The sequence below is a fragment of the Paenibacillus sp. EKM211P genome (genome assembly GCF_011066175.1).
GTDB lineage: Bacteria > Bacillota > Bacilli > Paenibacillales > Paenibacillaceae > Paenibacillus > Paenibacillus polymyxa.
Window position 1 is genome coordinate 628,553 of sequence record NZ_JAAMNS010000002.1, and the last position, 15,930, is coordinate 644,482.

A 15,930-nucleotide genomic window follows, 5' to 3' on the forward strand; every position below is an offset into this window, starting at 1 on the left:
ATTGTTATAAGAAAGATTAACCTTATTGCCTATGTCTAAAGACTTAAACTTAACTTTTTAATTGTTAAACCTGAAGAAAATTTCGTGACCAGAGGCATCATCAGTAGAAAAATCGCTAATAAAGACCATACATAAGGAATTTTGATAACGCCCCCATTTGGGTATATGATGTAGACAAGATCATTACTTCAATTGAAAAGGAGCGTGCCTTTATGTCTGATTCATTAGGAATGCTGACACCGGGTAAGAAAGTTTCTTTGAAAGAATGGGACCCCAAGGATACGAAGAATATTAAAAATAAAGAAGAAATCCGACAGGAAACAGATCAATTGAAGGAACGCTTCGCAGAATTACAAAGCAAATTATTTACAGAGAAAAAACAAGCCGTTTTGTTTGTATTCCAGGGTATGGATTGCAGCGGAAAAGATGGCGTGATCAAGCAGGTATTTTCTAATCTTAACCCTGCCGGGGTGACTGTACACAGCTTCAAATCACCTACGACTGAGGAATTAAGCCATGATTTCTTGTGGCGCGCCCATAGCGTAACTCCAGGACGCGGATATATTGCGGCGTTCAACCGTTCTTACTACGAGGATGTGCTGATTACGCGTGTTCACGGACAGGTATCCGATAAGCAGGCCAAGCAGAATATGAAGCATATCAAGCATTTTGAACAGTTGTTGCTGGATAGTGGTGTAAAGGTGGTTAAAATCTTTTTACATATTTCAAAGCAATTTCAGTTGGAAAAGCTGATTGACCGGATTGAGAAGCCTCGCAAAAACTGGAAGCTTGATCCGAGTGATTTGCAGGAACGGAAATTTTGGAAGCAATATACCCAATACTATGAGGAGGTACTAGAGCTAAGTGCAACCAAGCAAGCACCTTGGTATGTTGTTCCTTCAGACAATCGTTGGTACAGAGATTATACTGTACTGCGTATTGCCGTCCAAACGCTAGAGGAAATGAAGCTGTCTGACCCTGATCCACGACCTGAACTCAAAGCCCTTTTACCTGAATTATACAAAGAACGAGATAAAAAATAGTTAAATAAGCACAGCACTAAGCTTCCGCCCTCCTATTCACGGCTGATAACGCCTTGAATGAGGGTTTGGAAGCTTTTATGGTGTGCTCACATGTCATTTTGAAAATTTATAAGGTATAACTGACCCTGTACCCGATTGCTGCAGCTATAACTCCTACTATTACAGAAGATAATACATACATAGCCATACGTCGGTATTTATTGTGTTCCATCAGTTGAAGAGATTCATAGCCGAATGTAGAAAAGGTGGTGTAGCCGCCACAAAAACCGGTTCCCAGTAGCATCCAGAGTGCAGGAGACAAATTGTGTTGCGCAAACTCGCCATACAGCCAGCCTAGCAGCAATGAACCGCTAATATTAATGATCCACGTCCCCCACGGGAATACAGTACCCAACCTTTTTCCGGCCCACATGCCAAGCCCGTATCTCGCTAGTGTACCCACCATTCCACCTGCTGCCGCCCACCAAATCATAAATGTTCCTCCTTGGGGGCAACCTGTGTCATTTTTGTGCCTAAACGGATACCTGCCCACGTCAAAAACAAACCCCCGCCTACGCTAAGCAGCAAGTACAATATAGCCGTCAGCATACGATCGTGAACCGTGAGGCGTACAGCATCCACTGTAAAGGTGGAAAAGGTGGTAAATCCCCCTGTAAAGCCTGTTCCGATGGCAAGTCGCCAGCGGGGGTTGATCCGCCACGATCGCAAGGTCACCGTAAAAAACCAGCCGAGAAACAGGCAGCCAAGCCAATTCATTAACAGGACGCCAAATGGAAAGTCTGCCCCAGCCGCAGGCAATAATAATTGTATACTGTAGCGAGCAGAGGTTCCGAGCGCTCCACCTGCTGCGACGAATAGTACGTCTTTCATTTCTTTTATTCCCTTCTTCGCTCTTGCAAGATCATCGTGTAACCTGACAATATCGTACACACTTCGTATATTAAAGTCACATATATCAAGACTGCGACTCCCGCCAACGCTGGTTTTGCCTAATTTTAGACTCATTTCCTTGCTCAGTGGCCTGGTAAAAGGTCTGGCCTGCTATCGAATCGGGTAAATATTGCTGCCTTACATAGTGATTCGGATAATTATGCGGATATTGATAGCCAACATGGCCGAGTTTTTCCGAGCCTTTGTAATGTGCGTCGCGCAGATGTAGCGGCACCTCGGCCGATTTTATATCGTCCATGGCCGACATGGCCCGTGAAATCGCCGTGTATACGGCATTCGACTTGGGACTTTCCACGGCGAACAAAATGGCCTGTGCAATGTTCAGTTTGGCCTCAGGCCAGCCGTTATTGCGGTAGGCCTCAAGCGCACTCACCGCTTGCACCATCGCCTGCGGGTTCGCCAGACCAATGTCCTCGCTGCTCGCTGCAATGAGGCGGCGAATAAAAGTCATCGGGTCCATGCCGAGCTTCTCTACGGCATACAGGAACCAGAACAGCGCCGCGTCGCTGGAACCGCGAATGCTTTTGTGAAAGGCAGACAGCACGTCATATTGTGTGGACTCGTCTGCCTTGACAATCGGGCGGCGGATGGATTCCTCTGCCACTTCCAGCGTCACATGAATCGTGCCGTCTGCCAGCGGAGGGGTCGTGAGCGCCGCTAGCTCCAGTGCGTTCAATGCACGGCGGATATCGCCGTTCGCCATGGACGCGATGTGGTCCAGTGCAGCTTCATCTACCTGAAGCTGCATATAGCCGAGCCCCTTGTCCGCATCGCTCAAGGCACGGCGCATAGCAGCCAGCGAATGCTCCCGGGTTAGCGCTTCAAGCTGAAATAACGTAGAACGGCTCATTAAAGCGCCGTTGACGTAGTGAAAGGGGTTTTCCGTCGTGGCGCCGATAAACACGATCGTTCCCTTTTCCACCGCAGGCAGCAATGCATCCTGACGCGAACTGTTAAAACGATGGACCTCGTCAAGAAACAGAATAGTCTTTTTGCCATACATCGATTTATTCGTCTGTGCACGGTCAATGACTTCTCTTACATCCTTTACAGATGCTTCTACTGCATTTAGACGGACGAAATCACCTTGCGTGTGTTGAGAAATGATATGTGCCAGTGTCGTTTTGCCGCATCCCGGTGGCCCGTACAGCAATATAGAAGAAATCTGATCGGCCTCTATAGCTCTCCGCAGTAGCTTGCCTGGACCCACAACATGCTCCTGTCCAATATATTCATCCAGCGATGTCGGACGCAGGCGGTCTGCAAGCAACCGATTGTTTGGCGTTGACTCCTGGGAATATGAAAATAAGTCCATTTCATTCACTTCCTTATCATTTATGAACGAACACTTTCTTTTTTTATTGAAAACAAGTTCGCCCATACAGCTAAAAGACATGAAAATTCAATTGATCTACTGTATTAAAACGATTATAAACCGCCTCTTATTCTACCATATCGGTTAACAAGTTGCAGATAGCCTGGTCACGGTATAACTGTAGCCTTACATGTGATTCGACTAAAAAGAAAGAACAGCCTAGGACGAAAAATGAATTTCGTGGCTGTTCTTTGGTTGGCATGACCTTCACGCCTGTACGTAACTTGGAAGTGGACCGTCATGCAATAGCCACAGCTCATGCAGCGCACGGGTACATCCCACATACAACAGCTTGGCATCCCAAGTCCGTTCTCCATAATGATCCTGGTCGGCATCGGCCACAATAACTGCATCAAACTCCAGACCTTTGGACAGATATACAGGCAGTACAGACAAGCCGCCTTCATATTGCTTTTTACCACCATCAATCAAATGGACATCCAACCCCGCACTGGTGAAAACCTCATGCAGCTCTACAGCTTCTTTTAAGGTACGTGTCAGTACGGAAACAGTACGATACTCCTTGGAGGAAAGCTCTTTTAGAGCGGTAAGTAAACTCTGTTCACGCATGGACGAGTCGTAAGACACAGTACGCACCGGATCACCGCTACGAAATACCGGAACCGCTGTAATGCCGCCACGTACTCCCTGCTCCAAAATTGTATTTGCAAATTCTATAATTTCCAAAGTTGATCTATAACTCCGTGTAAGTGCAAAATACCCTGTTTGTTCAGGCACAAATAGTGAACTCATTTCCTCCCATGCATGTACACCACGATATTCATGAATTCCCTGCGATAAATCGCCCAGTATTGTAAAGGAATGCCCTTTTACGAACAAATCCAGGAGGGCGATATGAAAAGGTGAAAAATCCTGCGCTTCATCAATGACCACATGGTCAAAACGTTGAGATGATTCTACCTCATGAATCAGCACGTGAAGATACACCAACGCAGTCAGATCCTCTTCACGGATGATCTGATTTCGCAGGTCTGACTGTGTGGCCTTAAAGATGGGAGCCGGCAAAGAAGCCTTCATTTCCGCAGCGGTCTCTGCAGGTAATCCTTTAGTTGCCTGAAAAAGCTGCTTATAAAGCGTCAGTGCGTCATATTGTGGCCATTTTTTAGCATACGCCTTTTCCCGAGATCCGGCTTTTTTCTTTCGTTCCTTGAGCGCAGCCGCCGAAGGTGACTTTTTCAGTTCCATTTCAATCCAGCGATGGACTCTTGCCAGCACACGCTCCTTCCGCTTCGCGAGCGGATAGGGCTTATATTCCTCATTGAACCAATTCAAAATCTCAGTTCGCGGCAGCACCGCCCCATCCCAAGGTGAAAAGTCGCCCTCAGGCACCGAGATAGGCTCCAGTCGTTCCACAAAATCCTGAAGCAGCTTCATAAAATGAACCGATCCCTTAAATCTACCCGGCGCCTCATCCATAGATTCCGTTCTCAAGCTGCCACTTTCAAACCAATAAGATAACGTTTCGGTAGGATCTGCCAGAGGTAAATCCAGCCCCAGCAAGCCTAACGCCCAGTCTGCAAATGTACTTTGCTGAATATTTCCAACCCCCAGCTCTGGAAGTACATCTGAAATATAATCGAGAAACATGTGGTTTGGTGCGAAAATAACCATTTTGTCCGCCGACACCTGATCCTTGTATTGATACAGCAAAAATGCGAGTCGATGGAGCGCTACGGTCGTCTTGCCACTACCGGCTACCCCTTGAATAACGAGGGCTGCATTTTTAGCCGCGCGGATGATCTGATCCTGCTCCGCTTGAATGGTAGATACGATATCCCGTAAACGGTTATCCTTGTTCTCTCCCAAACGATAAACGAGAAACTCATCAGAAACGGCAGGCTCATCACTTTCACGATTGTACGTATCAGCTACCCGTTCCAGGATTCTTTTCCGAATGACAACGTTGCGTTTCAGATACACCAAGCCCTCGACAGTTCCCTCAGGAGCTTCGTAGGACGCCGTTTCTTCACCACCTGTAAACGAATAAAACAAACTGGCAATCGGTGCACGCCAATCAATCACCAGCGGATATGCTGACGTTTCTTCACGCTCCACCCCGATCTTACCGATATAAAGTGGCTTGCGCTGACCTCTACCGCGCTCGTCAAAATCCATACGCCCAAAATAAGGCTCCTGCGAGCTTTTGGCTAAAGCCTGACGTTTTTCCTCCCGTGCAGATTCCAGTACTTGCTCCGTAAAGTCATGCCCGGTGTACACTGGCGTATTGCGAAGCCGTTCCAATCTCCGATCAATTTCCTCCATAGCAAGCGACAGCCTATGCTGTTCTTCTTGATAGGCACTTTGAAACTTATTCTCCATTTCAGTTACCTCCTAAGAATATCAAGTCTCGATTTCTGCATCTCATCCACTTGCTCCGATACAAAAAAAGGAAAGTAAGCGTAACACATTTGACCACAAAAATCCAACCTTATTTCCTAATACGCCCAATTCCCTACTCTTTCACAAAAGTATGAAGCTTTTCTCCCATCTCCACAAACTGCTTTTGAGCCAACTCGCGGTACACCTGATGGGTTTCTAATAACTCGGCATGGGTTCCTGCACCAGTCACATTGCCTTTGTCCAACACGATAATTTGATCGGAGTGGACCACCGTAGACAATCGGTGTGCAATGACAATCGTCGTGCGTCCTTCCATCAAGTTCGCTAAGGCCTTCTGCACCTCATGCTCGGATGAGCTGTCCAGGCTAGAGGTAGCCTCATCCAGCATGAGGATGTCAGGACTGCGAAGAAGCGCACGCGCAATGGCGATCCGTTGTCGCTGCCCGCCGGACAGCTTCATTCCCCGTTCCCCTACCTCCGTATCGTAGCCTTGAGGTAGATCCATAATAAATGTATCCGCATACGCCATCATGGCAGCTCGTCTGACTTCTTCCAAATCAGCTTCGCGCCCCAAGCCATACGTAATATTATCTCTAACCGTTCCGGTCATCATCGAGCTCTCCTGTGATACATAACCAATCTTCGAGCGCCAGGAGGACAGTGTATATGACGATATCGATTCGTCTCCATAACGAATTTCCCCTGTATCTGGCACATAGAAGCGCTCCAACAATGAAAACAAGGTGGACTTCCCACTCCCGCTCGGTCCCACGAATGCTGTCGTTCGGTTAGCCGGAATGACCAGGTTTGCACGATGAAGAACCTCTTCACCTTCAGTATAGGAAAAAGCGACATCACGAAATACAATATCTCTGCTCTCTTTTGCCGCTTCCTGCTTCAATTCAAGTGGTTCCTCTTCATGGTCTAAAATAGTCTGAATCCGTTCAGTGGCCCCAACCACCTTTTGCAGACGTGAATACAAGGTCGTGAATTGGGCCATCGGTGTAATTACCTGAAACAGTAGCAAAATAAAAGCCACCAAATCACCCGCGGTCAGTACACCCGATGCAACGCGAACACCACCAACACCCAGTATAATAACGAGCACCGCAGTCAGCAAAAAGGTAGAAATGGGACCTACAAGGGCCAATATACGCGACTCCTGCAACCCGAAGCGGAACATACGGTAAATGCGATCCTCCCCGGCCTGTGCCTCTCTGCTTTCCGTTCCGTAGGCCTTCACCAGCCTGATTTCGCCGATAACCTGACTCAGCACAGAGGTCAGATCTGCCATCTCATCCTGTTGTTTTTTGGAGATACGATACATTTTTCTGCCTACCGGAAATAAAATCAGGGCTGTTAGCGGAACAATGGTCAGAATAATGAGCGTCATCACCCAATCCAGATAAAATAACAATGCAATACCACCAATAATGGCAATCACATTAGAGATCAGATTCACGAGATACTCGGTAATTAAGTTCATAATCAGGCTTGTATCATTAGTGACACGACTCATCGTATCTCCTGACCGATTCCGGTCAAAGTATGGAATGGGTAGAGATAAAATTTTATGCCATAAGCGTTTGCGCAAATTAGCCACTATTTTGTGCCCGGCGTAGTTCAACATATAGATCGAAACTGCCGAAGCTACCGCTTGAAGCACAAAAGCGCCAAGCAAACCAATAATGACCATACGGTTCAGTGAAGAAAAGGTTAAGCCATCGATCAACCCTTTAGTCATCATTGGTACGATTAAACCAGCAATCGTCTGAACCAGGGTCAGTATCAGGGCGATGATCAGAATGGCCTTGGGCGGATGCGCACTCGCAATCAGTTTGATAAACCGACCCATACCAGCCTTGTCCGGCCTTTTACCCGGCTTTTCCTTCATCCGATCTTCCTGCTCATCTTGTCGCCCATGTTGTTCTTTTTCCATAAACCATCAACCTCGCTTCCTGTCTGACCATTCTTGTTCAAACAACAACACCCGCGCTCTGCGCGGGTATGAACAGTACAACCTATCTTCGAGTTTACTACACCAGAGAATGAAGCACAAAGTTAGCCACAAACAGTACAGAAATGATATATAATGCGACAGGCACTTCCTTGCCCCGTCCTGCTGCCAGCTTGGCTACGGGATATGCAATAAAACCAAATGCCATCCCGTCTACAATACTGTAAGTAAAGGGCATCATCACCATGATCAGAAATGCAGGAAAGGATTCAGTAAAATCACTGAAATCCATCTCTCGCACATTTTGTACCATTAGGCCTCCGATAATGATTAATACAGGTGCAATGGCACTGTCAGGAATATAAGCCAATAGTGGAATAAAGAAAAATGTCGCTCCGAATAAAATTGCAGTTACCAGCGGGGTCATTCCTGAACGTCCGCCTGCCGCAATACCAGCCGTCGACTCCGCAGCGGCTACCGCGGGACTGCTGCCCAGAATACCAGCAAAAATATTGGTCACAGCCAATACACGCAAGCTATTCTTAAAAGAATCCGGTCTTCCAATCATGTTGGTCTGTGCAGTAATCATTCCAACATTCTCAAACAACACAATCAGTAACAGCAAAAAAACAGCGATCCAGAAGGCTACCGAAGCGATACCTGAAAAGGAAAGCTCCCCAAACAATTGCCCATACTGTCGCACCGTTTCAGAGGTTCGTACCGTGCTTGTTGGTTCTACAGCTCCCAGTACGTATGCAAGCCCAGTTCCTGCCAAAATGCTGATAAGCAAACCGCCCTGAACGTTACGTACAAATAATACAATCGCGAGTAGCAACGTTACACAGGCCGTAATCACCTTGGGATCATTGAAATGACCAATAGCCACAAAAGTCGTTTGATGTGCAATTACGATCCCACTTTTTTGCAGACCGATAAAGGTCAAAAACAGACCAATCCCCACCGTAATTCCATGCTGCAAATTATAGGGAATCGCCTGACTGATCAGCTTGTACAATGATGTAAACGCCACAACGGCAAATATCACTCCTGTGACGGCAACCACCATCAACGCTTCCTGCCAGCTCAGCTTCATGGAATGTACGAGTGTGTAAGTGAAAAAGGCATTAATTCCCATACCTGGTACAACGACCATGGGAGACTTTCCGCCAAAAGCCATCAGCAGACAGCCGATCATCGAGGTCAGCAGCGTCCCGAGCATTGCCCCTTGAAGAGGGATCCCGGCATCTGCCAAAATGGTTGCATTAACCATAATAATATATACAACGGAAAAATAAGAAATGGCACCCGCGGCTAATTCCTTTTTCCAATGATGCTCGGGCTTGAAACCGAGACTTCTGGACCATAGCCCATCCTTCATACCAAAACCCTCCAGCAAGTTGTTCAATCTGTTTGCAGTAAGCTGCTTTTTTCAAAACAAAAAGAGCTGTAGCCTACTGTGACACCAAGAAGTGATGCACAGAACTACAGGTCTTAGGTTGAAACATACTACTGTAAATCTAACGAATGTACTGTCATGCTACATTTCAAGCTTATACACCAGCGTGCTCTAACAGGTCCTTGACAGCTACGCTGACCATAATCAATCCTGCTACCGGAGGTACAAAAGCATTGCTTGCAGGTGGTTGCTTCGCTTTCCGGATTTCAGGTGCGTTGGCAGGTACAATTTTTTTGGTAATTTCTTCACGCGGCTTCATTGGCTCCTCATCAGAGAATACAACCTTGACGCCTTTGGTAATACCTTCTTTGCGCAGCTTGGTGCGGATGACACGGGCAATCGGGTCCATTCTTGTCTTGGAAATATCGGAAACTTGAAAACGGCTTGGGTCCATTTTATTCGCAGCACCCATACTGGAGATCATCGGAATTCCCCGTTTCAAGCATTCTTTAATCAAATGAACTTTGTAAATAATCGTATCCGAAGCATCCAGCACATAATCCAGATCGTACTTGAATAGCTCCTCATATGTTTCTTCCGTATAAAACATGTTCAGTGCAATTGCTTCACATTCAGGATTAATCAGCTTCACACGCTCTACCATCAGATCAGCCTTTTTTTGACCTACTGTTGTCGTCAGCGCATGAATTTGGCGATTAATATTGGTAATATCTACGACATCCTTATCAATCAAAATAATGCGTCCAACACCCGTCCGCGCCAGCGCTTCCACTGCAATCGAACCGACACCGCCGATACCCAATACAGCTACCGTGCTATTTTTCATAACCTCCAGACCTTCCGTCCCGATGGCCAGTTCCGTGCGTGAAAATTGATGCAGCATATGGTAATCCTCCCTCACTGGTTTAAACTCTATGCTTGAACTCCAGCATACAAACCACGAACCCATTATCCATAAAAGGGTAACGGGTTCAAGGCATTTTATAATCTATTTACATGCCAACAGATGGCAACTTGCACTTGCAAAATCCAACGCTTGTTTTAAGCTTTAGGTGCAACAGGCTTCGGAGCAAGACGAATATGAAGCTGATCCAATTGAGCTTGATCCACTTCGGCTGGTGCATCCATAAGCAGGTCTGTCGCGCTGGCCGTTTTCGGGAATGCAATGGTTTCACGCAGATTTGTACGACCTGCAAGCAACATAACAAGACGGTCAAAACCGAAGGCAATACCACCATGTGGAGGCGTACCGTATTCAAATGCATCCAGCAGGTAACCGAATTTATCCTTCACTTCTTCAGGCGGCAGATTGAGCGCTTTGAACATTTTCTCCTGAACTTCACGTTTGAAAATACGCATCGAGCCGCCACCCACTTCGTAGCCATTCAGCACGATGTCGTAGGCCTGAGCACGAACTTGACCTGGATCTGTGTCCAAGAGGGCCAGATCTTCTTCCTTCGGACGAGTGAACGGATGGTGCTCCGCTACATAACGTTTTTGTTCTTCGTCATAGCCCAGAAGCGGGAAGTCTACGACCCAGGCAAATTTGAATTTGTTATCGTCGATGAGCCCCAAATGACGGCCAATTTTCAGACGAAGCGCGCCCAAAACATCAGCAACTACTTTTTTATTATCCGCAGAGAACAGCAACAGGTCGCCTTCTTCGGCTCCCGTACGCTCTTTCAAGGCTTCGATTTCTTCCGGTGTGAAGAATTTAACGATAGGCCCCTTGAATTCGCCTTCTTTCACTTGGATCCAAGCCAAGCCCTTTGCTCCATAACGTGCTGCAAAAGGACCCAGGTCATCAATGTCCTTACGGCTCCACGTGCCACATCCTTTGGCATTAAGGACTTTAACTTCGCCACCCTTTTCAATTACGGAAGCAAATACTTTTACCCCACTGGTTGCCACGATATCATTGACATTTATCAACTCAAGACCAAAACGCAGGTCAGGCTTGTCAGAACCATACTTGTCCATTGCCTCTGCATGTGTAATCCGTTGGAATGGGGTTTCCAGTTCTACCCCAACTGTTTCTTTGAACAATTTCACCATCAGACGCTCCATCATAGGCAGCAAGTCATCCTGTTGCATGAAGGAAGTCTCAATGTCGATCTGCGTAAATTCAGGCTGGCGGTCAGCACGCAAATCTTCATCACGGAAACAACGTGCCACTTGGTAGTAGCGCTCCAGGCCGCCTACCATCAGCAATTGCTTGTACAATTGTGGCGATTGCGGCAAGGCAAAAAATTCGCCTTCATGCACTCGGCTAGGCACCAGATAGTCACGTGCACCCTCTGGGGAGCTTTTCGTTAAAATTGGTGTTTCTACCTCAATGAAATCTTCACCGTCCAGGAAGTCGCGGAATACTTTTGCTGCTTTGGAACGCAGTTTCAACGTCTGATGCATTTCCGGACGACGCAGGTCCAGATAACGGTATTTCAAACGCAGCGACTCGTCTACTTCTACGCCGTCTTCAATGAAGAACGGTGGTGTTTTGGATGCATTCAATACTTCGATTTCAGTGACACGCACTTCAATCTCACCTGTAGGCAGGTTCGTATTGATCGTTTCTGCATCACGTTTGACAACAGTACCAGTAACCTCAAGCACATATTCACTGCGAACACGATCCGCAATTTGCAGTGCTTCACCGGAATAGGCCGGATTAAACACGATTTGTACAATTCCGCTACGGTCACGCAAATCTATAAAAAGTACGCCCCCTAAGTCACGACGGGTCTGTACCCAACCGTTCAATGTAACTGTTTCTCCGATATGCGCATGAGTCAATGCGCCGCATTGATGACTCCTTTTCATAATACACACTCCTGTTAGGTTTAGTAGTTAATGCTATATGACAGCCAGAGGGAAGCTCCCCCTGACTGATGTTACATCATGTTGTTTAGCCTAATTCTTCCACCAGCTGATCCAGCTTAACGGTACGTTGCTCACCGGTTTCCATGTTTTTCAGTGCAATTTCACCTTTAACCAGCTCATCATCACCCAGAATCGCCGTATATCTTGCTTTAAAGCGATCTGCCGATTTCATCTGAGCCTTCATTTTACGCCCCAGATAATCTCGCTCTGCGGAAAATCCAGCTTGACGCAGCTTGAACAGTTGTTTGGTCACTTCCGTTTCTGCCGCCTCACCCAAAGCCACCATATAGATATCCAGCGGCTTGGCTTCGTTCAATTTGACACCCTGATGCTCCAAAATCAGCTGAATTCGCTCAAGCCCAATGCCAAAACCAATCCCTGGCTGATCCGGTCCGCCCAGATCTCCAACCAATCCGTTGTAGCGACCGCCTCCACCAATCGTATCAATAGCACCAATGCCTTCGGCTTTGAATTCGAATGCTGTCAGCGTATAATAATCCAGTCCTCGTACCAGGCGTGGGTTCACTGTATATTCCACACCCATCGCATCCAAATTTTGCTTCACTTTCTCAAAGTGAGTGCTGGATTCCTCATCCAAACTATCCAAAATCGAAGGTGCCCCGCCAAATTTGTCCTGATCATCTTTGCTATCCAGCACACGCAGCGGATTACGCTCGATGCGCGCTTGGCTCTCCTTGGTCAACGTATCCTTAATGGGCATCAGGAAGTCCACCAAATGCTGCCGATAAGCAGCACGGCTGGCAGCATTACCAACGGAGTTGATTTCTACCTGTACTCCTTTCAAGCCTAGCTCTCGGCAGAATTGATACCCGAAAGCAATAACTTCTGCATCCAGCGCCGGGTCCATCGCCCCGAATGCTTCAATGCCAAATTGGTGAAACTGGCGCTGACGCCCAGCTTGTGGACGCTCATACCGGAACATTGGGCCGATATAGTACAGCTTAGTTACATCCGGTTCACCATACAGTTTGTTCTCCACATAAGAGCGGACAACCCCTGCCGTTCCTTCCGGACGCAGCGTCATGCTCCGTTTGCCTTTATCCTCAAAAGTGTACATTTCCTTTTCCACCACATCGGTCGTTTCACCCACGCCCCGAACGAACAAATTCGTTTGTTCGAACATAGGTGTACGAATCTCTCGGTAATTAAAGCGGCGGCTAATCTCACGAGCTTTTTCCTCGACCACTTGCCATTTTTCTACACTGCCTGGCAGCAAGTCCTGTGTTCCCGTCGGTTTTTGAAAGGCCATTTACGTATCCCCCCGTCATTGTATTTCTTATAAAAACAAAAAATCCCTCGCCCTGTTATCATTAACAGGGACGAGGGATTGTCGTTTACAAATCACCCGTGGTACCACCCACATTCCGGAGTTTACCAGACCACTAGCATACAAATGACTCAGTGTCCGTCAGCATTACACTGACTCCGCTCATACGTATAACGCCCGTAACGCGCAGTACGGCTATTATGCAGGATGGTCCGCTGTTTGGCATATGCCATGCGTTACTCAGCAGAGATTCCTCATTGTTCGCCGCCTGTTCTCGGGGAGGTCATTCGTCCGCTCATCAAGGGAATTTTTACAGCCTGGAAATTCCTCTCTGCGCTTGTGGGTTCGGAGTACTTGGTCCCGTCATCAAATCATTTTTCATTATTTTATGATTTTAATGAACTGCTTCGACAAAGTCAAGACATTCCCCCTAGAATCAGACAAATAAGTCTTATAAAAAGAAAATAACCTGCGGAAACGGTCCGCAGGTCTAAAAGATATATCAAAAGGGGGTCATGCTGTTATTATAAACAACGAATATTAAGGAATGATGTTTCGAATATTACAATTGTATTACAGCCACTCTAGTGTGACTAATTTCCTCGTATATCGACATTTTTGTGACATTCGCTCCCTTTTTAATCCAGCTGCGCCACATATGCACGATTGGAACGAAGCTTATAAATGATCTCATCATAATCGGCATCATTCACCTTGGCGGACAATACATACCGTAATTCATCATGATCACCGTTAATATACACATCTGTCGCACGGAGCAAACCTCCGTCATGATTCGTTGTTCCGCTCCGATCCTCATTCAGATCCCTTTGGGCTGCGCTAGAATTAATCTCGTCATTCTTCGCATCGGGTAGAATATTCTCGCCATAAGCCCCTGCGGCTGGAATCGCCGCACCCGCAGAACCTCCTGTACTCACAGAGCCAGTATTGTTATAAGGGACCAACGGAATTAAAACCCTCGTCTCCCGACCGAGCGTCTCATCCAGAGCACCTACTTCCAAATGTTCAGTTCTATAAGCCTGAAGCGAAGCTCTAGCGCCCTCAGCTTCATCTTCTGTGCGAAAATAAGCCTGAATCTGTTTAGCCATATCAAATCCTCCTCGTTTGGGAATTGTACTGGCATAAATCTAGGAAGCATTCACGGTTAAATTACAATGCCTTTAACAACTCACGCACAAAAGCGGGCTCATCCTTAGGAGTCCGAGACGTAATAAAGTTACCGTCCACCACCACCTCTTGATCCTCAAAATGAGCACCCGCATTAATCAAGTCATCTTTCAATGGAGGGTAAGCTGTAATCGTCCGGCCTTGTAACAAATCGGCACTCGCCAAAATTTGCGGCCCGTGACAGATAGCTCCGATCGTTTTTTTGGACTCATTTATTTCAGTTACAAACTTCAGAACATTTGCATCCAAACGCAGATTTTCCGGTGATGATCCACCAGGAATAACAACTGCATCATAGTCACTTGATTTCACATCTGCAATGGCTTTTTCAATAGTGTAGCTTGCTTTGCCTTGCTTACCGTTCACTTTTTCACCTTGTTTTAATCCAATAATATCTGCCTCATGTCCAGCCTTTTTCAGTTCATCATAAGGGACCTTCATTTCGGAATCCTCAAATTGGTCAGCCAACAAAAATGCAATTTTACTCATTATCGTTCAGATCTCCTTTCCGGTTATCCTTAAAGCGAGCTTAAAGTTAGGTTTGTTTGTTTACCACGCTTTGTTATTACCCGCTTGATCTGTGTTTATAACAATTCCAAGCAGTGAAAAAGAAAAAGGAGCCCGTTGGCTCCTCCCTGATGTACTGCTACATAATTATTTTCGATCTCTTTATAACCGCTTGAGACAATACGTCGTTAATGCTGCATTTACAAATGGCTTACCTACGCGGTAGGGCACCGCGTCCTGGCTTGTCCACAGCTGTAGCAACATGCTGTAATAACGCATCAGCATTACGAGTAAGGTTGATTGCCTCCCGCATACTACCAGGATAAAGTAGCACCGCGCTTTGATATCCGTCCATTTTTGGGGTCTGACGCATAGCTTCGTCTCTCCTATCACCCTTAAGGCTTTCCAGATGGCTGCTTACCAACCGGGATGACATTATGGTCCCTCTAAACGGCTATTTTATTCTCTTCTACTCAAGTTCTCAGATCATACCAAGAATGGATACCTACGAACGTTCGCTGTCCAAAATCAACGTCACTGGACCCCAGTTGGTCAAGGAAACATCCATCATAGCTCCAAAAATCCCCGTCTCGACCTCCAGGCCCTTGGCTCGAAGCTGGCTGTTAAAGAAATCATACAGCTTCTCCGCTTCCTCAGGTTTGGCCGCTCCCATAAAGTTGGGCCTTCTCCCTTTACGGCAGTCACCATACAACGTAAATTGGGAGACAGACAAAATGGCCCCACCGACATCCAGAACACTATCGTTCATTTTTCCTTCAGCATCTTCAAATATACGCAATCCCGCTGTTTTATCCGCCAAATAAACGGCATCGGCTGCCGTATCTCCCTGACCAATACCAACCAGCAGCATTAATCCAGTTCCGATTTTACCGACCACCTTTTGATTCACCGTTACCTGAGCGTCTTTACAGCGCTGAATAATGATCTTCATTGCCTATCCGC

The 15,930-nt window shown here is 46.7% G+C and carries 14 protein-coding genes; 1 reads left to right on the forward strand and 13 read right to left on the reverse strand.

Annotation, left to right across the window (positions count from 1 at the left end):
• Positions 1-212 precede the first annotated feature (212 nt).
• Positions 213-1,043 carry a PPK2 family polyphosphate kinase gene (locus G9G57_RS05770; protein ID WP_016819116.1) on the forward strand — a complete coding sequence of 277 codons (831 nt, stop codon included), beginning with the start codon at positions 213-215 and terminating at the stop codon, positions 1,041-1,043.
• A 106-nt stretch (positions 1,044-1,149) separates the two neighbouring features.
• Here the strand turns inward: G9G57_RS05770 and crcB (G9G57_RS05775) are convergent, their stop codons facing one another.
• The 13 genes from crcB (G9G57_RS05775) to dtd form a co-directional block, all read right to left on the reverse strand.
• Positions 1,150-1,515, reverse strand: a complete 366-nt coding sequence (gene crcB, locus G9G57_RS05775; RefSeq protein WP_019688317.1) for a fluoride efflux transporter CrcB — start codon at positions 1,513-1,515, stop codon at positions 1,150-1,152.
• Entirely contained in the window at positions 1,512-1,913 is a 402-nt protein-coding gene (gene crcB, locus G9G57_RS05780) for a fluoride efflux transporter CrcB (RefSeq protein ID WP_016819118.1), read from the reverse strand. Before crcB (G9G57_RS05780) ends, crcB (G9G57_RS05775) begins: the two co-directional genes overlap by 4 nt.
• Positions 1,914-1,998: 85 nt before the next feature.
• Positions 1,999-3,309 carry a replication-associated recombination protein A gene (locus G9G57_RS05785; protein WP_107734571.1) on the reverse strand — a complete coding sequence of 437 codons (1,311 nt, stop codon included), beginning with the start codon at positions 3,307-3,309 and terminating at the stop codon, positions 1,999-2,001.
• A gap of 267 nt (positions 3,310-3,576) precedes the next feature.
• The gene (locus G9G57_RS05790) at positions 3,577-5,709 is read right to left on the reverse strand and encodes a HelD family protein (RefSeq protein WP_107734570.1); all 2,133 of its coding nucleotides are present in this window, start codon (positions 5,707-5,709) and stop codon (positions 3,577-3,579) included.
• 133 nt (positions 5,710-5,842) lie between these two features.
• Positions 5,843-7,669, reverse strand: coding sequence for an ABC transporter ATP-binding protein (locus G9G57_RS05795; RefSeq protein ID WP_019688320.1), 1,827 nt, complete (start codon positions 7,667-7,669; stop codon positions 5,843-5,845).
• Between the two features lie 97 nt (positions 7,670-7,766).
• Positions 7,767-9,065 carry an NCS2 family permease gene (locus tag G9G57_RS05800; RefSeq protein ID WP_019688321.1) on the reverse strand — a complete coding sequence of 433 codons (1,299 nt, stop codon included), beginning with the start codon at positions 9,063-9,065 and terminating at the stop codon, positions 7,767-7,769.
• Between the two features lie 172 nt (positions 9,066-9,237).
• Complete coding sequence (locus tag G9G57_RS05805) at positions 9,238-9,987, reverse strand: tRNA threonylcarbamoyladenosine dehydratase (protein WP_019688322.1); 750 nt, start codon at positions 9,985-9,987, stop codon at positions 9,238-9,240.
• Between the two features lie 158 nt (positions 9,988-10,145).
• Positions 10,146-11,924 (reverse strand): aspartate--tRNA ligase, encoded by a 1,779-nt coding sequence (gene aspS, locus G9G57_RS05810; protein ID WP_019688323.1) that lies wholly within the window; start codon positions 11,922-11,924, stop codon positions 10,146-10,148.
• An 85-nt stretch (positions 11,925-12,009) separates the two neighbouring features.
• On the reverse strand, positions 12,010-13,254 hold the full coding sequence (gene hisS / locus G9G57_RS05815; RefSeq protein ID WP_013372628.1) for a histidine--tRNA ligase: 1,245 nt from the start codon (positions 13,252-13,254) through the stop codon (positions 12,010-12,012).
• A 656-nt stretch (positions 13,255-13,910) separates the two neighbouring features.
• Positions 13,911-14,381, reverse strand: coding sequence for a hypothetical protein (locus G9G57_RS05820; protein ID WP_016819125.1), 471 nt, complete (start codon positions 14,379-14,381; stop codon positions 13,911-13,913).
• A 61-nt stretch (positions 14,382-14,442) separates the two neighbouring features.
• Positions 14,443-14,949, reverse strand: coding sequence for a type 1 glutamine amidotransferase domain-containing protein (locus tag G9G57_RS05825; RefSeq protein ID WP_019688324.1), 507 nt, complete (start codon positions 14,947-14,949; stop codon positions 14,443-14,445).
• Positions 14,950-15,178: 229 nt separating this feature from the next.
• Complete coding sequence (locus tag G9G57_RS05830; RefSeq protein ID WP_123797531.1) at positions 15,179-15,403, reverse strand: hypothetical protein; 225 nt, start codon at positions 15,401-15,403, stop codon at positions 15,179-15,181.
• Between the two features lie 69 nt (positions 15,404-15,472).
• Positions 15,473-15,919, reverse strand: coding sequence for a D-aminoacyl-tRNA deacylase (gene dtd / locus G9G57_RS05835; protein ID WP_013372633.1), 447 nt, complete (start codon positions 15,917-15,919; stop codon positions 15,473-15,475).
• Between the last annotated feature and the right edge of the window lie 11 nt (positions 15,920-15,930).